An 18,228-nucleotide genomic window follows, 5' to 3' on the forward strand; every position below is an offset into this window, starting at 1 on the left:
ATAAAACAGAAAATATGTTTAATGAACTTGAGATTAAAATAAAATCTGGAGAATATATGAAAGAAGCTGAAAAAGTAAGTGAATGGGGCGGAGCTGATGTTATTATCCAGAAAAAAATGACTCCACAAACTAAAAAATGGTTAGATAACCAAAATACAGTTATTAGCTCACAGAATACAGACCCCATGAAAAGAGCAGTCATCACACCATATTTTCATGAATTAAGCTGGTTATTCATGCAGTTGATGGATATTTACAGTGGACATTATGACTATATTTCAAAATATGATTTGTTTGGAGGCTTAGCTCAAACGGCTATAGATGCAATAAATGAAAATCCCGGAATAAGTTGTGAAGAACTATTAATGACTGTTTTTAACAAGTCTAAAGATTTAATAATTCAAATAAACCTAATGTGATGTAAAATTAATGGGGAGTGATCTAATAGGCAAGTTTGATTATAAGAAAGAAGAGTTTAAGTTTGAGCTTGATGATAATCATTTTGTTAAAACTAAACATGGTAGGAGGACGGAGCTAACACCAGAGGGTGCTATGACTATTTTAGGCTATTTCTTTAAGCCTCTTGGTATTGAGTATTTTGAGGATAGGAATTTAATAGGAATGGCCTGTAGTTATCCGGAACTTATAGCTTTTATGACTATGGCTATTGAAAGAAAGCCTAGTTATGATGTTTTAAATGGTAATAAAATTTTTATTACTCCTAATGAGGTTAGTTATATGTTTAAGAAGTTTTTAGGGTTTAAGCCTTTTAATAGGACATATGAATAACTTTTTATTTTTTTAATTAATGAAATCCTTTTTTTTAAATTGGCATTGATCGGTCAAAATTCATAAGTTTTAATAGTTCAACCAATATAATTAATATCAGGGGATAATTATGGATAAAATTAGCAAATGTCTTAAAGAATGGAACGCAACAGTCGAAGCCCTTGGTCAGGGAAAACAAACAGTTCTAATAAGAACCTACAAAACCACGCTTAAAGAGTTTCTTTTGTATCCAACAGTTAGTTACGCAAATAAAGACAATTATTTAGAAAACTTCCAGAATAAACACCAATCATTCGTTAAAGAACATGCCCTTCCAAAAAAGGAAGGCAATAAAGTTGAAATCAAATATTATGCTACTTTAGAAAAAATAGCTGAAAAATCTGCTCAAAGTACTAGCCGCTTACGAAATTTTTATATTTGGACTCCAGAACATGTTAAATCTTATTTAAAAGGACAAAAAGCTTATATTTGGGCTTTAAGAGTTTATGAATTAAAAGAACCATTTATGGCAGAGCCTACTCCAGGTGCTATTCGTTACGCTAATTTGAAAAAAGAGGTTTCTCTTGAGGGTATTAAACCTGTTTTAAGTGATGCTAAATTTTCAAAAAAAATTGAAGCTATAGGAAAATAATTTTTTATTTAAAACATCAAATGAAAATAAAGTAGTATCCACCTTAAATGAAATTAATTGAAATATTTAAGAAGAATGGTAAAGTTGGTGCAACTATGGAAAATTGCACCATTTATACTTATAAAAAACTAATTATTTAAATTTTTTGACTAAATAACCCTGAAAACAAGTCTTAATCTTCTTTTAAAATAATTGAAAAAATGATGGATTATATTAAGAATTAGACTGCCAAGTCCATGAATTAAAGCCTAAACTTTTGAAATTATTAAATCCTTGTAAATTTGTGCCATTTATTTCAAATCCAATATAGCTAACATCTCTCATTCTATGATTAATTCCATAACAACCATTAGATACGAGGTTTGCAGGAAGCTTATTATCCCCAAAAAGGGCTGTAACTTTACTGGCAGAATTTAATGGAGTTATAAACCATCCTGCAGTGTATAAACCTCTATTATCTCCTTTAACTATAATAGAAACAACATTGTTATGATGAACATTGTAATTAAAGGACGTTCCATAATAAGATGCATTTTTTAAAGTTGTCCCGGTATAAACTTCTTGAATAATTCTAGTTTTGCCAGCTGCTATATCTGAATAAATCCATTCTTCTTTATATGGTTCCCATTTTTGTTGAATGACATGAATTGGTTCTTTAAAGACATTTTTAGATTCTAAGTTATCTCCAACAACCTTTATTTCTATGTAATTAAGGGTTCCAAAATATGAATCAATTTTATAGGTACAAGAAGTATCATTCCAGGATGTAGGGCTGCTAGATTTAAATTGATCTCCTGAAGCAGTCATAGTAACATTATTATGAAGATAACCGGGAATAGGAACAGTTATATTAAGGATATCAACATCATGATCTCCAAAATTTATTTTACAATCAAGACTAGTAATCCCTGTTTTGCCAGATAAAGGACTTGTATAATTGTTTGTTGTGCTATTCCATGTAATGGGTGATCCCGCAACTTGATATATTTCGGTGACGTTTTTGGTGGAATTTTTGAGCATTAATTCTTGTAATCCAAATTTACGGATATTATTTTTATATGAAACCTCTTTAAATGTATTTAAATGATTTATAATTACATAACCTTCTTTAAAACTTCCATCAGTTCCAGCATTCATGGAAAAACTAATTCTTTTAGTTTGACCAGGGTTCATAGCAGGCACTTTAATATATTTTACAAGCGTCTTGTTATCAAAGGTCTTAATATAAAAATTCAGTGTAGTATTTTGGGAAGCTCCTGTTCCTCCGTTATATACTGTTACTGTATATCCTGGAACTAATTTATGGTACTGGTAAGGAAATCCATTTTTATCTAAACCTGATGACCAAACATCATAATGTGAAACCCTCGTAATGGTTAGATCAGGTATATAAGAAGCATTAGAACATGAAATATTAAAAAAGAAAGTTAATAGTAATGCAGTTACTAAAATACTTATGATAATTTTATAATTTGACATTTATATGTCTCCGTGATTCAATAGAAAAGTTTCTACCATGTAAATAGACCAGTCATCACTATCAAAATAACCGTCATCTCCAGCATTTCCAAAGCCGAAATCATCTAGAAAGTCAATGCTATTGTTATCACTTGAAGCGTTGAAGGGTGATTCTATATATTGGCCTTCTTGTAAGTTATCATAAGGTGAACCTGCACCCATATCATTAAAAAGTACATCAGTAATGATATTGGAGTTAGTGTTAGCGTTAGTCTGGTTAGTATCGCTACTGGTGTCTTCTGTGGGCTGGTTATTGATAAGCCAGTCTAACAAACCTTGATCAAAATTTGAATTCGTAGAACTATTTTGAGAGGTAGAAGAACTGTTCTTTTTGGAATTACCTGTTTTATAACCGGAATTATATTTAGAACTATAACTGGATTGAGGGTAAGAACTATTGGACCTTAAGTTACCTGTTGCATATCTAATTAAATTACTTAAAGTACCGTTTGTTTTGTTAGTTTTGTTTAAGGTGCTTCCAGCAGCTGCACCTAAAGCAGAACCTAAATCATATCCACAAACAACTCCATACGCTACAGGGGCAAAAAGCAGTATGGCCACTATAAATAATGCTATTTCTTGTTTTGAACCTGTTATAATCCGTGATTTCTCTTTTTTTGGCATAACTAATCGAGTGGCAGAGAAGGGGTATAAAAAAGGAACTCCTTTTTTGGTTACTATGTCAAAGAGTATGTGCATCATGTAACCAGATAAAAATGCTATCCCAAGCGTAGAATTAAGTAAAAATGAAAAAACTATTGGAATAAGCCAGATAACAGAATGACCCCAACCTCTATGCTCACCAATTACACGATCCGCAAGGTCAGGTAAGACAGATATCCAAGCAGTGAAAAGTAGTCCTGCTATTGAGAAAGGTAAGTTAAAAATCCAAACCAATAGAGTAAAAAGTAGAATTCCTCCTGCAATATGTGTATAAAACCTCATATTAATCACCTATTTATCTATAAAAAACATTAAACTCCTAACTATTAAAATAGCCATGATAAGTGCACTCATGAAAGTTCTACTAGTAGTTAATCCTAATTTAAATAATATAACAAATATAAACGCCCCTATAACAAAAATAAATGGTATGGTGACGTTCATTTCAGTTCCGTAGTTTTCTTTTTCTTCTTTGTTAACTAAAATGAAAGTTTTATGGAATCCATGCGCCTCTTTTTTGTAAATGCCCCAAATTGAACCAACAAAAACAATGAACTTATTTCCAGATACAGAAAGCCAGAATTGAGCAACTGATTTAGTTATGTTTTCAAAACGGTTAAAAACAATAACTAATTTGTCTTTTTGAATTGTTTTCTTTAAAATTTCTTTTAACTGAACAACTGTATTTTTAGCGAGCTGAGATTTTGTTTTAATATTCTTTCTATTTTTTAATTGAGAAACTTTAATGATTATATCGATAATTTTGGTCTTTATGGGATACATCTCATTAATATAAACAGAATATCTATATTTTTCATTAATTCTATCAAAAAATGGTAGAGTGTTCTTTTTCCAGATTAAAGTATTCATACCTTCACGTATATTGTTCAATACTCCGTTTAAAATCTCCATGTTTTCCATTAAATCAACCTTTTTTGGTATTCATCTGAAATTAGTTGATCAAATTCAATTCCTTCAAGCATGGCCGTGTTATAATCAATAGAATATGATTTTCCATGAATTTTAAGATCCATGATTTTTAAAAATCTCCAGTCTTCACGGTTGATGAATTTAATTGCAATAAAAGATTTAGCCTTTAAACCATTGGCAAAGCTGTTTAATGTGCCTATTTGCATTTTTCTAATCTTAATTAAAGTATTCAAGGTGGTTTTAACTTCCATAACAAAAATAGAATCCCCATCTCCTGCGATCAAGTCAGGGCATGAAGCTCCAGAGGCTGGAAAGCGACATGCTACAAAACCATTTTCTTTAAATGATTTTACAAGCTCTTGTTCATGTTTAATGCCCTCTTTTTTCATATTTTCAATTGTCATAAGCCTAGAACTCATTAAATCACCTTAATAAGGCTTGAATTTATAATGTTTAGTGCATAAAGAAGGATCAAATGTAACCCATTTACCATTTAGTAAGACTAATAATCTTCTGTGATTATTTGATTCCTTTGTTTTAAGCTGCTGAACTTTGACAGTATAACCATTGGCTTCTAAAACCATTTTGGAAAAGTCAGTTAAGCCCCAACAATCCCCATATCCAGTATCAATAACTCCTTGAGCAGTAGTTGCAGCCCCATGTTTCCAATCAAAATTGTAGTAAATGTAGTCTAAGAGTATTTTAAGGCCACTAGCACCATTTAGATTATTTAAATCACCACTAATGCCAGATGTGGGGTCAATAATCATTTCACCCGGAGCAAGCTGATCAAATCCAGAATCATAGGAAATAATATCACATCCTTCATCGTCAGTATTTGGAAGATTTTCATAAGCCATAACTGGGCTTGTAAAAGTAATTCCAAAGATGCAAACTATGAGAATTGCAATTAGCTTTTTATTCATGATAACACATCCATACAGAACAAAGGCTCTAAATAGTGATAATCAATCCATAGTTCAACTAACAGTGTCATGTTCCAAACATTGTATACTATTTCAAGCTTCATTTTATCTCAAAAAGAATTATTAAGAGATTTACTCAAATAGGGAACTATCTCCTTCTTCATCGCTTTAATCATCATCACCATAGTCTACATCAGGATTATAACTATTTCCAGGATCTAAAGGATCATAATCACTTTCATGTTGTTGACCATCATCAAAATCTTCACTATTATTGTCATTGTTCTCGTCTGTATTGACAGTAGAATTATCCGGATTAGTGTTATTGTTGTTATCTCCTGAATCTATTTCAGAATTATCATTGTCTGTGTTAATCTCGTTATTTCCGGAATTAACCTCTGAATTATTGATGTCAGTATTATTATCAACTCCAGAATTTACATCCTGACTACTATTGTCCATATTGTTGTTAGTTGTTTGATTATCATTATTTGGTTGATGTACTGGAGGCTTTGGTTTTATTGGTTTATTAATTTGTTTAGATATCTTATTGTTCTTAAGGGCATGTTTTAAAGCAGTTAATATGCTTAAAGTACCTTGATCATCAATATTGCCCCGATTATCAGAAGCTTCATTAATTTTAGCATTCTGGTTATCTGTTCCATTAGCAAGATTATCCATCATTTCACTTTCATTTAACTCAGTATCATTTTGTACAGGTTGAGCTACCTGCAAAGCATGTGTATTTGGTTGATTTCCCATCATTACGCCATATCCAACACCACCAACAGCAACAATTGCAATAGCGAGGATAAGAACGTATTTAAAATGGAAATTATCAGGAAATTGCATTTTTATTTCTCCTTTTAAATTTGTACAATATTTTCATTCATTCAAGTTCCCAAAAAAAAGGAAAAAAATATGGGGGTAAAAAATTAATTATGGCTCATGAGAAGTATCTTTCGTTATTGTTCTCATTTAGTTCAGAGATTACGTAATAAGGGTCAACTGTAGCTGTTCCTTTATTGAAAGCACCTGTGATAGTGATATTTTTTGTTTCTCCAGCGTTTATTGTACCTGCAGATATGTGTATAGTTCTGTAGGTCCCGTCAGTTTTCTGTACTACCCATTTAACTAGCACTTTGTTAGCATTGCCCAGTCCAATGTTTTCAATTTTGGCTGTTGTAGAGTTGCTTGATTTAGTTATGGAAGAAATCCTTAAATCAGGCATCATAATAGCTTGATAAGCTTGTACACCTGTAGAAGTTCCACCAATTAAGTATCCTCCGAATAGTATAGGTTCGCTAGTTGATGTAAAATCAGTGACTGGTGTTTGAACTGTTCCATCTTCTCTGTTAAGAATTACGAGTTTAGAATTACTTGCAACGAGAACATAAGCGCCTTTAACTAGTATGTATTTAGCAACCTGTCCAGCACCTAATGGGGCTGTAGATGTCCATTTAACAGCACCTGTAGTTTTATTTAATGCTTTAACATCGTTACCTTCTCCAATGAAGAGGTATTTTCCTGCTTTCATAGCAGATCCATTTGAGGAAACAATATTGGAAGTTTTCCATAGTGTTGTACCATTAGGGTCTACTGAAGCTAATCCAGAGGTAGATGCAGAAAAAATATCTACTCCATCACTAGTAATGCTATTAGGTTGACCCGTTGGAGCATTCCAAGCTTGAGTCCAAGCACTGGCAGCGCCTAGTGATGCAACAAGGCAAGCAATAAAAGCTATTAACAGGTATTGTCTTTTAAATTTCAAATTATCACCTCCGCACAACATATAAAAGACACATAATTATAAGTAAGTCATTAAATACTCGTTATGGGACTAAAATAGTATTTATGGGCCCAAAAAGCCAGAATAAGCCAAAAATTTGTATTTAACAATTTGAACATAAAAATAAAATAAAATTTCTTTTTTGAACATTTTTCATTTTGGATATTTACAGCTGTAAAAGTTAGCGTTCAAAAAATTCTTTAAAAAGTGGACAAAAGCACAATTTAATTAGCATGTATGTTGTTACTTTGTTCAATTCTGAACCTTGTTTTTAGACATTATTTTGGCTGAACTTCGTTAAATTTAACTAAAGCGAAGTATAATAAATTAATTTTTGTACTGTTTAAATCATTTTTAGTACTTTATTTTGATTAATATTATATTAAATCTGTGATTAACTGATTTTGTAACTTAATAATCCTAATTAATCTAATTATTGTACTGTAAAGCTTTAAAATTTACATTTAAGCTTTTCTACTTTTCATTAAATAGTATATCTTTTTAATATAGTATGATCTTATAGTACCGTAAGTACTTACAATGGTCAAGTGTTTTAAAGAGGTGTAAAATTGTCTTGCAGAGTAGATGAAAGAAGAATTTTAGCTGCACTAAATCAGCTTGAAAGAAAAACAGGAAAACCAATGCGAAAAAATTTTCTAAATAAAGTCTATCTAAACAGAAAAAAGGATGCAAAACTAACACTGCTAAGTTTTGTGACAAATAAAAGTGAAAGCAAGATTGCAGGGGAATTAATAAGCCAACATATAAAAAATTTTGAAAATGAGAATGGAAGATTAGAAATATTAGCAAAAGAGCTTTTAAAGGTGAGTAAATGCATAAAAGATGTAGGTATTCCGGTGGAATAGGAACTTGCATAGAATGTAAAATTTGCTATCCCAAAAATGATGAGAGTATAAAGAATTACATTAAAAAAATTTTTAGAATGATTAAAACAATGTTCTTTAATTAGAGGAAGAAATTATGAAAAATATTAACTGGTAGAACTGTTATTCAAAAAAGCCAATTTTACATTATATCATATAGCCCATCTTACCGAAAAAACATTAAATTACAATTAAACAATTATGAAAAATGTGTGTGAGTATGGAAAAAAAGCATATTACATTCTATTTTATTTGGAAAATCATTCAAACTCAATTATCTTTAAAATTCTGTTTATTAAATAAAAAGCAGTATTTACTACTATTTTCAACTAATAATCCTTTAAAGTCATTATTTTTCTATTTATTTACTTCTATTCGGTTTAATTTTTCTTATATGATATATAAAAACAATCTAATGAGTAATACTAAAATAAATAAAATTAATTTAGTAATAATAATTCATTAAATTTGTATAATGAAATATGCACAAAATGTTTAACATTTTAGCTAACTTCAAGATAAATCCAACAAAATGTTTAACATTTTAGTAAACTTCTAAATGAACCATTAAAAAGGAAATATTATAACTTCAAATTAAAAATAGAAGGAATTAAAATGTCTAAATATGTTAATAAGCTTTTAAAATTTTATAATGAACAAAAAGATATTAAACCACCTAAACCGTATATTAAATCATTGAAAAAACTTTTAGAATTTTATGGAGTTAAACCAGATTAAGTTGACAATATAAAAATGTTAATTATCAATTCTTGATATATCTATATAAAGCATTTCAGTTTACTTTTTTCTTATAATATCTTCAATTTGTGGTATGTATCTTGTTCACTTTCAAAAATGATGTTATCAATATCTTGTTCATATGGTAACCTCCTATTTTTTGGTGCAGAGCTGGGTTATGACACCCTTAACAACGCAATTGCTCTACTAATGATTAATAATAGGTTTAAAGCAGTTTTTTGTCTTTTTTTGAATTTTTAATGTAAACTAATTGCAGGCTATTTTCCTTGATGATTATATTTGGTAAGTTGTGTTATTACTTGCTTATTTGTGTGTTATTACTTGCTTATTATATCAGTAATATAATAAAAACTTTGCGATTAGTATTAAATACAAAAATAATATTAATATAATATTTTAATTAGTTAATAATTAACTACTAATTTAAGTAATATTAATATAGTCTGTTTTATAATTCTCTTTGATATAATTAAATTTAAAAAAAATTAATGTATAAAATGAAATAGAAATAGAGCTTAATAATAAAATCTAATAGTTTTTTCAGTAGATATGAAAAAATAATTTATATTTAAATCAGTATATTAATTCAATTCTTAAATAATTGATATTCTTCCTAAAAAAGTGCATTTAACTATATTAATTTTGGTTTTAAAATAATAAAAGGTATGATTAAGGAAATTAGTTCCTTAATCTACCATACAATAAACCACTACCTATCATCAATGTTGATAAAACAGCAGGTAATATAGGTAAACCAGTTTTTTGCATAGGTACTGTTTTTCCAGCGGATTTATTTGCAGCATTGTTTGCAGCGTTGTTACCTCCAGCGGCTCCACCAGCAGCAGCTGAATTGTAGTATAAAATACTAATGATTTTCTTTTGGATGATTATAATGGTTGGTTCATCATCTTTGCCATCTTCTTTTCCATCATCGCCATCTTTTGCATCATCGTCATCATTTACTTCAGACTGGTCATCATCATCTTGTTGATCATCAGTTACATCAGATTGACCAGCATCTCCATCATCTACAGCATCCTGACCTTGATCAGCACCTTGTACAGTTGTATCATCTGTACCTGTATCTGCTGCAGCACCAAATCCCATTCCAGCACCTATAACCATTACAAATGCTAGAAGCAATACTAATGCTTTTTTCATATTCTTTTCCTCCAGTATTTTAGGCGTAGGGCCGGGTTAGTAAAACTCCATCTATCTTTAAGATGCCCTACTTAACGATTTATCTGCTTTGAGTCCCTAATTATTTGACTCAATATCAAAAATGGGACATTAAATGCCCTTATTTTTTAGTTTTTGTTTACAAGGATCTTCTAGTTAAGGGAGAGATCAATGGATGCGTAAAACTAATTGTGGAAATTATTGATTTTTTAGATTTGATGGATTGTAACATATCTTCCCCTTTGATAGTTGTATTTCTTGCAAGTATCATGTTATTACTATTGTAGCTTATTATATTATTAATATAATAAAAACTTTACTATTTGTATTAAAAGGAAAAATGATATTAATATACCCGGCAGATCAACCAATAAAAAAATAGTAATTTAACTAATATTAAGAAAGCATTTTTTGCAACCCTCTTTAGTACTAACAAATTTAAAAAAATAAAGTTTAAAAAATAGAGTGCAATTAGAAACTTCTAAATAAATTTGATTTATTTTGCAGTAATTATAATGAAATGAACTTTATTTTGTATATTGAAACGTATAAATCGATAATGACTAATATTTCATGATAATAAACGATTTAAAAGCTAAATCTATTAAGTATTTGAGATAATTAAGACTACATGGTAAGTGTGAAAATAAAAATGGAGTTTAAATTGTATTAATGTTGTATTTAAATCATATGAATTGATAAAAAAAGTTTTTAGTATATATAAATAAATTTAAACCTATAAAATTAAAAAAATAAAATAAATAAGGGTTATTTCCTTAATTTTCCATACAATAAGCTACTACTTACAAGTAATGTTGATAAAAGTGCAGGCACAACCGGTAAACCAGTTTTCTGCAGTGGCAGTGTTTTTCTAGGATCTTTCTGATTATTTGTGCTGGGATCTAAGTTTAGGTTAGATGAATCAATAGTTATATTTCCGACATCGTTTGAATCTTGTTCTGCAGCTGCACTAAGTCCAATACTAACATTTATCGTAACGACAAAAGCTAGAAATAAAACCAATGTTTTATTCATGAGATTTCCTCCATTAATTTTTTGTGCAGGGCATCATCTTGAAATGATTAATTGCCCTCAGGGCGGATAACATGTTGAAACTAATTTATTAGAAATGGAATTTAACTGGCTTAAATTGTTATGCATATATTTTATTGTATTAAATGGATTTTAGGGGAATTTAAGCTGTTAATACATATGGATTGTGAAATATGGATTGTTTGTGCTTTAGTTTTTAGCAGGATTATCCATGCCCATTATGTTAATAATATTATTGATTATTATATTAATAATGCAATAAAAACTTTCTTATTTTTACTAAAAAGAGGAACAAAAATAGTACAATAATTTAATCAATTCAATAGACTATAATAATGCTTATAATAAAAATAAAATTTTTATTATCTATTTTTTTAATAGTAAATAAATTAATAAACTGTTTTGCATCAAATAATGAAAATCTAAATAAAATTCAGAATTAACATATCTAACGGTTAAATATCTTTAAAAATCAATAAATTAAACTAAAATATTTATTATGATAAATAAAAATTTTATACTGAAAAATGTATAAAAATTAAGGAGTGGATTATTTCCTTAATTTTCTATACAATAAACCGCTGCCTACAAGTAATGTTGATAAAAGTGCGGGTACAACTGGTAAACCTGTTTTCTGCATAGGTAATTCATTGATAGATCTATTTTTATAATTATATTCCTGAATTTCACTGTATATTTGACTAGCTTTGCTGCCTGAAGCAAGTTCAGTTCCTGTATTAGATCCTGCATTCACGTTTACATTGTTTATATCATTATTAATGGCTATTTGATTATTTATGTAATTAGCATTGTAACATTCATCGTCATCATCACACCCATAGTCATAGTCATCACAGCATTCATAGTCATCATGGCAGTTCCACAGCGTATCATAATCTTTATTGTGGCATCTATCGTATCCTTTATCTCTATCTTTCTTATTCCAGAATCCGTCGTACCAATTATCTCTGTCATTTCCATTATAGTTATTTCCATAATCTTGCTCAAAGTTATTTCCATCATTTTCTCCTTGACCACTATGAGTGTTATCCCTATTTTGATTTATATTATCACTGTTTTCATCATTTTGAGAATTATCAATATTGTTTCCATCAGTGGTGGCTGTGTTAATTGTATTTCCAGGATCATTAGTATTTGAATTTAAAGTTGCGCCGAATCCAATGCTGGTACCTGCTACCACAGCTATGGTTAGAAATAAAACCAAAACCTTTTTCATTCAGTTTCCTCCTGTTATTTTTCAGCACAGAATTAACTATTAAGTTCTCCAAATCAAGTCATTAACCCTATTAAACTGTATATTTAGTTAAAATGAGGGTTAAAAATATTTAATTTTTATTATGCACGTAGTGGGACATTTTGTATGATATAAAAGTCCATAGAAAATTAGATGTGGTTATGAAAAAAAATCTCAATTATTGGTGCATAACATATCTCCAAGATTTTCTTTTTGATAGTGGTATTCATTGTTTCCTTCAAAGTAATACTTTAATTAATTATTATATTACATATGTAATAAAAAATTTACTATTAGTAATAATAATTTAAATTATATAAATATACTGAACTAATCATTCAACAAAAAATTAGTAATTTGAACATTATTAAACAAAATTACATTAATATTTTCTTTCGAATTAAGTAAATTAAAAAAAACAAAATTATAAAATAAAATTTAGATAAAAAATATTAAATTAATTTAATTGATTTTTTGTTATTTATAAGAAAACAGGATATATTTAATATAATTAAAAGATTGTCATGTAATTATCAGATATTTTTAGAATAAAAACCATTAGGATCTTTAAATATTAGGATAAAAGTATTAAATAGGGCAGTGGGCAAATAAAAGAATTTAACATATTAGAATTTTTAATATCGAAAATGTAAAATGGTTATGATAGTTGTTTAAATAGCTAATAAAATTCATTAATAGCCAGTATCTTCTGTGGGAAAAAGTAAATAAATATGAAAAACCTACTTCAAATATTGATTTATTATAGCGAATAACCAAATATTTTTGGCAAGTATTTATAAGAAATTTATGGTTGTGCTTTAAATTTCAACTCAAAAATAAGTATTTAAAAAGTTATGTTATGCGCTTAAATGAATACTAATTTTGAAGGATACTTTTAATTTTTTTAAATTGGGAAGTTGAGTATGTGCGGAATAGCAGGAGTAATGGGAACCAATATATCAAAAAAACTATATGATATGCTTATCTCTTTAAAACACAGAGGTCCAGATGGAACAGGCGTTTTTGTAGATGATGTTACATCTTATGGGAATTTAGATAATTTAAAAATTTCTGAAGGATCATTTGGACTCGGACATAATTTACTTTCTATAGTTGGATGTGAACCTGATTCACAACCCATAGTCTATGATAATTATGTTTTAGTATGTAACGGGGAAATATACAATTTTAAAGAACTTAAAAACAAGTTTAATATAGATTTTAAAACAGATTCTGATTGTGAAATTATTATCAGTCTTATTAAAATGTTTTATGAGGGCTCACTTTACGATGCAGTAATAAAAACCATTGAACAATTGGATGGAGACTATGCATTTGCGGTGTATGATGGTAAAAACTTCGCAGCAGTGCGGGACCCTGTTGGGGTAAAACCGCTTTATTTTGGAGAAAATGATGATGAAAAAACTTTTGCATTCGCTTCTGAAAAGAAAGCACTCTGGAAAATAGGTATAAATGATGTAAAAACACTTCCACCTGATTCAATGCTGTACAATAATGAACTGGTGAGCAATAAATTAAATGGAAATATCAATATACCGAATTTAGGAAGCCAATCTAATTTATCTAAAGAGACACTAAGAAAACAGTTAAAGGATCTTTTGATAACATCTGTAAAAAAGAGAGTATCTGGACTTTCTGAAGTGGGTATACTTTTTTCAGGAGGCATAGACAGTACAATAATTGCTAAAATAACAGATGATCTTGGAATTGAAACGCGCCTTTACAGTGTTGGCCATAAAGATTCTGCTGATCTTAAGTTTGCTAGGAAAACCGCAGAAAAAATGAATTTACCCCTTAGAACCAAGGTAATAGATGTGGATGATGTCAAGAGATATTTGATACCTGTACTGGATGCAATAGAAGAATTCAATATCATGAAAATTGGAGTTGGAATGCCTGCATACATTGCAGCAGAAATGGCATATGAAGATAATTTAAAAGTCATGCTTTCAGGACAAGGGGCAGATGAACTCTTTGGAGGATACAATCGTTATTTAAAGTTTTATGAGGAGAAAGGAGAAAGGGCACAGGAAGATTTGAAGAAAGATATTTTAAACCTGTATCATGTAAACTTACAGAGAGATGATGCTGTCACTATGGCAAATTCAATTGAACTTAGAGTGCCTTATCTTGATCCCGATATTATAAATATTGCTATGAACATACCTATGAAGTATAAAATAAATAAAGACGATACCTTGAGAAAATGTATTCTCAGGGAAGTAGGAGCTGAACTTGGAGTGCCTGAAGAAATCGTAAAGAGGCCTAAAAAAGCAGCTCAATATGGATCAGGTATCCACAAAATGCTTGTTAAAAAAGTTTTAAAGGATGAATCCTTTAAAAATATCCAAAATAAATTTGACATATATTATTGAAAAATAAACGAATTTTAAAGGGGAAAGACAAGCCCACCGCTCAAAAATTTATGAAATTTTTGGCGTCCTCAAAATTTTTAATTTTGGGACATCGAAATCAAAGATTTTGAATGCCCCGAAAATCAAAGATTTTCGAGGGCTTTTTAGAAAAAAGCCGGCAAAATTTCATTTTGTGGCGTGCAAAAATTGAAGATTTTTGCAGTTACGAAATAGAGTTTCGTAAACGTTGAAAATCGAAGATTTTCAACAGGTGGATCAAAAACTTTCCTTTAAAATTTACATCATTAAAAAATAGATTTTAGAGGGGAAAAAAATGAAAATAGAAAAAGAAGCTGAAATAATATTGGAAAAATTTCGGGAATCCCTTCAAGACATTCCTGAACTTGAAGAAACTCAATATATTGTTGATAACGTTAATCTAACGCGTCCAGATTGTGGGAAGGATAAAAACCCCGAAAAAATTCTTAGAAATGCAGAACTGGATGAAAATGGAAATGTTATTGCAGAAAAAGGAAAATGGGTAAAATAAACACCATTTATCCTTTTTAATGAGGTATGATGGAATGAGATTAAATCTAGTTTTAGAACTTTTAGATATCCCTGGACAACTTACTGATGCTTTTAAGCCTATTAGTAGGCTTGGAGCTAATATAGTCACTGTAATTCACCAGAGGGATGTAAAAACAGAAAGGGGTACAATACCTGTCCAGATTACAATTGAGGGAGATAAAGATACATTGGATAAGGTTATAGACACTCTTGAAAGTCAGAATATTCAGATAATGGAAGTAGACGGTGTTTTAAGGAAAGAAAAAATAAGAACAATCTTTATTGGAAATATCGTTGAAAAAGATGTTAAGGATGCACTTGGCAGGCTTAATAACATTGAAGGTGTAAGAGTAATTGATTTCAATTTAAAAATTGGGGATGATCCAGAAAGATCAGCATCTAAGATCATTCTTGAAGCAGATTCCGGTAAAAGAAAAGAGATACTGGGAAACATAAAAGAAATTGGAAAATCTAAAGGATTTTTAGTTATAAATGAAGTTTAGACGTTGATTCGCTGCTGCTTAGGAGAGTAAGTAAATGAAAATTTGTATTTTAGGTTTTGGTGCAGTTGGAAAGGGCGTAGTAAAGGCTATTTCCATGAAAAATAATAGATTTAAAGAAAAATATGGATTAGATCTTAAGGTGGTAGCAGTTACGGATACTTCTGGAGCTGCAATCTCTAATAATGGGTTAGATCTTGATTTACTCCTTGAAACTAAAGAAAAAACTGGAAAAGTTTCTAATTATCCAGAATATGGAGTTTCTGGAATATCAAATGTGCATGTACTTGATAAGGCTGAATATGACTGTCTTGTTGAAGTAACTCCTACTGATATCTGCAACGGTGAACCTGCTAAAACACATATTTTAAAGGCATTTGAGGATAAAAAAGATGTAGTTACCTCAAATAAGGGACCTTTAGCTTTATACTTCAAAGAACTAAATGAATCTGCAATGAATAATGGAGTCCAATTTAAATTTGAAGCTTCCGTAGGAGGGGCAATGCCAATTATAAACTTTGCCCATGAAACTTTATCCAGCTGTGATATAGATTCTATATTAGGAATTTTAAATGGTACAACAAACTACATACTCTCAAGGATGGCTAAGGAAGGTTCATCATATGAACAGATTTTAAAAGAATCTCAAGAGCTGGGAATAGCTGAAACTAATCCTGCACAAGATGTTGAAGGTATAGATGCAGCGTGTAAAACTGTAATTCTTGCAAATTCACTTTTAGGTAGAGATGTAAGTTATAAAGATGTGGAAGTAACTGGAATATCAAAAATTACTCCCGAATCCATTTCTCTTGCTAAAAATGAAGGTTATCTCATTAAATTAATTGGGGAAGTATCGGGAGATGTTCTTGAAGTCTCACCAAGACTTGTAAGGGAAGGATCTCCTTTTGCAGTAGACGGCACGCTGAATGTGGCGACACTTAAAACAGATCTTGCCGAAGATGTAACTGTTGTTGGAAAAGGTGCAGGGCCCCTTGAAACTGCTTCTGCGATTTTAAGTGATATAATAAGTATTTACAAGATTAAACAATGCAACGGGTAAATAAAATAACACGATATCAGTTTGGATCAATATTAACTTGGAGACTTTTTAAAAATGAAATACGTAGTTGTAATAGGAGACGGAATGGCAGATTATCCCCTTGAAGAATTAAATAATAAAACTGTTCTTCAAGCTTCTGTGATTCCCAATATGGATTTTATAGCATCTAATGGTACAAATGGATTACTTAAAACCGTTCCTGAAGGTATGCAGCCGGGATCTGATGTTGCAAACCTTTCAATAATGGGTTATGACCCTAAAAAATATTATACTGGAAGAGGGCCGCTTGAAGCGGCAAGTATAGGCGCTGATCTTCAAAATGGAGAGGTTGCTTTTAGATGTAATTTTATAACCGCAAAAGATGGAAAATTAGCAGATTTTAATGCAAATCATATTTCTACAGGAGAAGCAAAAGAGCTTATAGATACTTTAAATCAGGAATTTGCAGAAATTGGAAAATTTTATCTTGGTGTAAGCTACAGACATTTGTTTGTAATGGATAATACCGAATCAGCTTCGTTAAAATCCACTCCTCCTCACGATGTGGTTGGAGAAGGCATTGAAGAAAACCTTCTAAAGCCTTATGATGATAAAAATGCGGAATTATTAAATAAGATCATGCGTGACTCGGTGGAAATACTTGAAGATCATCCTGTAAATAAAAAAAGAGTTGCAGATGGTAAGTACCCTGCAAATATGATATGGTTATGGGGACAGGGAACTAGGCCCAATATGGATCCGTTTATTGAAAAATATGGATTAAAAGGTGCTACCATTACAGGTGTAGATCTTATAAAAGGTCTTGGATCTTATCTTGGACTGACTAATATCAATGTTCCAGGGGCAACTGGTTATTTTGACACGGATTACAGTCAAAAAGCGAATTACGCAGTGGATACCTTAAATGACCATGATTTAGTGTTTGTCCATGTTGAAGCTCCAGATGAGGCAGGGCATGCTGGTGACATAACAGAAAAGATCAAAGCTATAGAAAGTATAGATGAAAAAATCATTGGAAAACTTCTTGATGAACTCCCAAAATTTGATGATTATGCTATTTCTATACTGCCTGATCATGCGACCCCTATATCTGTTAAAACACATACAACAGATGCGATTCCTTATGCAATGTGCTCTACAAATGGGGTTAAAGATAATGTCAATCAGTATAATGAATTTTCAGCAAAAATGGGTTCTTTGGGCACCATTGAAGGACATAAATTTATGAAAAGTTTTTTGGATATTTGAAATGAATAATTTTAATATCCATATTATTTGTTAGAATTAATTTTAGAGCATTCCATTAATGTTATAAATAATGCTTTATAAATCCAGATTGTAGATTAT

General features: G+C 30.1%; 19 protein-coding genes. 9 read left to right on the top strand and 10 right to left on the bottom strand.

Annotated elements, in window-relative coordinates; all coding sequences use genetic code 11:
* Window positions 1-56 precede the first annotated feature (56 nt).
* The 3 genes from EJ01_RS14935 (at window position 57) to EJ01_RS14945 (ending at window position 1,420) form a co-directional block, all read left to right on the top strand.
* Window positions 57-419: a hypothetical protein gene (locus EJ01_RS14935; protein WP_157197651.1), complete on the top strand. Its 363-nt coding sequence runs from the start codon at window positions 57-59 to the stop codon at window positions 417-419.
* Between the two features lie 10 nt (window positions 420-429).
* On the top strand, window positions 430-789 hold the full coding sequence (locus EJ01_RS14940) for a hypothetical protein (protein WP_048082520.1): 360 nt from the start codon (window positions 430-432) through the stop codon (window positions 787-789).
* A gap of 109 nt (window positions 790-898) precedes the next feature.
* A complete protein-coding gene (locus EJ01_RS14945) occupies window positions 899-1,420 on the top strand; it encodes a DUF1802 family protein (protein ID WP_048082521.1) in 522 nt (173 codons plus the stop codon).
* 213 nt (window positions 1,421-1,633) lie between these two features.
* Here the strand turns inward: EJ01_RS14945 and EJ01_RS14950 are convergent, their stop codons facing one another.
* The 7 genes from EJ01_RS14950 to EJ01_RS14980 all read right to left on the bottom strand — a co-directional run bounded on the left by EJ01_RS14950 (window position 1,634) and on the right by EJ01_RS14980 (window position 7,228).
* Complete coding sequence (locus EJ01_RS14950) at window positions 1,634-2,899, bottom strand: CARDB domain-containing protein (RefSeq protein WP_048082522.1); 1,266 nt, start codon at window positions 2,897-2,899, stop codon at window positions 1,634-1,636.
* Window positions 2,900-3,883: a metal-dependent hydrolase gene (locus EJ01_RS16785; protein WP_052376258.1), complete on the bottom strand. Its 984-nt coding sequence runs from the start codon at window positions 3,881-3,883 to the stop codon at window positions 2,900-2,902. It abuts the gene before it with no gap.
* A 9-nt stretch (window positions 3,884-3,892) separates the two neighbouring features.
* Entirely contained in the window at window positions 3,893-4,522 is a 630-nt protein-coding gene (locus EJ01_RS14960; protein ID WP_048082523.1) for a hypothetical protein, read from the bottom strand.
* Window positions 4,522-4,950, bottom strand: a complete 429-nt coding sequence (hjc, locus tag EJ01_RS14965; protein ID WP_048082524.1) for a Holliday junction resolvase Hjc — start codon at window positions 4,948-4,950, stop codon at window positions 4,522-4,524. The genes EJ01_RS14960 and hjc overlap by 1 nt, the downstream gene beginning before the upstream one ends.
* 9 nt (window positions 4,951-4,959) lie before the next feature.
* Window positions 4,960-5,457 (bottom strand): transglutaminase domain-containing protein, encoded by a 498-nt coding sequence (locus tag EJ01_RS16790; RefSeq protein ID WP_052376260.1) that lies wholly within the window; start codon window positions 5,455-5,457, stop codon window positions 4,960-4,962.
* A 168-nt stretch (window positions 5,458-5,625) separates the two neighbouring features.
* The gene (locus tag EJ01_RS14975; protein WP_048082525.1) at window positions 5,626-6,309 is read right to left on the bottom strand and encodes a hypothetical protein; all 684 of its coding nucleotides are present in this window, start codon (window positions 6,307-6,309) and stop codon (window positions 5,626-5,628) included.
* Window positions 6,310-6,403: 94 nt separating this feature from the next.
* Entirely contained in the window at window positions 6,404-7,228 is an 825-nt protein-coding gene (locus tag EJ01_RS14980; protein ID WP_048082526.1) for an outer membrane protein assembly factor BamB family protein, read from the bottom strand.
* Window positions 7,229-7,815: 587 nt separating this feature from the next.
* Here EJ01_RS14980 and EJ01_RS14985 point away from each other — a divergent pair.
* The gene (locus tag EJ01_RS14985) at window positions 7,816-8,112 is read left to right on the top strand and encodes a hypothetical protein (protein WP_048082527.1); all 297 of its coding nucleotides are present in this window, start codon (window positions 7,816-7,818) and stop codon (window positions 8,110-8,112) included.
* A gap of 1,455 nt (window positions 8,113-9,567) precedes the next feature.
* On the opposite strand, the gene EJ01_RS14990 is transcribed toward EJ01_RS14985, so the two are convergent.
* The 3 genes from EJ01_RS14990 to EJ01_RS15000 form a co-directional block, all read right to left on the bottom strand.
* A complete protein-coding gene (locus tag EJ01_RS14990; RefSeq protein WP_048082528.1) occupies window positions 9,568-10,050 on the bottom strand; it encodes a hypothetical protein in 483 nt (160 codons plus the stop codon).
* A gap of 786 nt (window positions 10,051-10,836) precedes the next feature.
* Complete coding sequence (locus EJ01_RS14995; protein ID WP_048082529.1) at window positions 10,837-11,103, bottom strand: hypothetical protein; 267 nt, start codon at window positions 11,101-11,103, stop codon at window positions 10,837-10,839.
* Between the two features lie 568 nt (window positions 11,104-11,671).
* On the bottom strand, window positions 11,672-12,358 hold the full coding sequence (locus EJ01_RS15000) for a hypothetical protein (protein ID WP_048082530.1): 687 nt from the start codon (window positions 12,356-12,358) through the stop codon (window positions 11,672-11,674).
* A 941-nt stretch (window positions 12,359-13,299) separates the two neighbouring features.
* On the opposite strand from EJ01_RS15000, the gene asnB reads away from it, so the two are divergent.
* From asnB to EJ01_RS15025, 5 genes are all read left to right on the top strand, one after another.
* The gene (asnB, locus tag EJ01_RS15005; protein WP_048082531.1) at window positions 13,300-14,772 is read left to right on the top strand and encodes an asparagine synthase (glutamine-hydrolyzing); all 1,473 of its coding nucleotides are present in this window, start codon (window positions 13,300-13,302) and stop codon (window positions 14,770-14,772) included.
* 313 nt (window positions 14,773-15,085) lie between these two features.
* Complete coding sequence (gatC, locus tag EJ01_RS15010) at window positions 15,086-15,301, top strand: Asp-tRNA(Asn) amidotransferase subunit GatC (RefSeq protein WP_048082532.1); 216 nt, start codon at window positions 15,086-15,088, stop codon at window positions 15,299-15,301.
* Between the two features lie 34 nt (window positions 15,302-15,335).
* A complete protein-coding gene (locus tag EJ01_RS15015) occupies window positions 15,336-15,824 on the top strand; it encodes an amino acid-binding protein (RefSeq protein WP_048082533.1) in 489 nt (162 codons plus the stop codon).
* A 34-nt stretch (window positions 15,825-15,858) separates the two neighbouring features.
* Entirely contained in the window at window positions 15,859-16,881 is a 1,023-nt protein-coding gene (locus EJ01_RS15020; protein ID WP_048082534.1) for a homoserine dehydrogenase, read from the top strand.
* A gap of 54 nt (window positions 16,882-16,935) precedes the next feature.
* Window positions 16,936-18,129: a cofactor-independent phosphoglycerate mutase gene (locus tag EJ01_RS15025; protein WP_048082535.1), complete on the top strand. Its 1,194-nt coding sequence runs from the start codon at window positions 16,936-16,938 to the stop codon at window positions 18,127-18,129.
* Window positions 18,130-18,228: the final 99 nt, after the last annotated feature.

This window comes from Methanobacterium veterum (assembly GCF_000745485.1).
Classification (GTDB): domain Archaea; phylum Methanobacteriota; class Methanobacteria; order Methanobacteriales; family Methanobacteriaceae; genus Methanobacterium_D; species Methanobacterium_D veterum.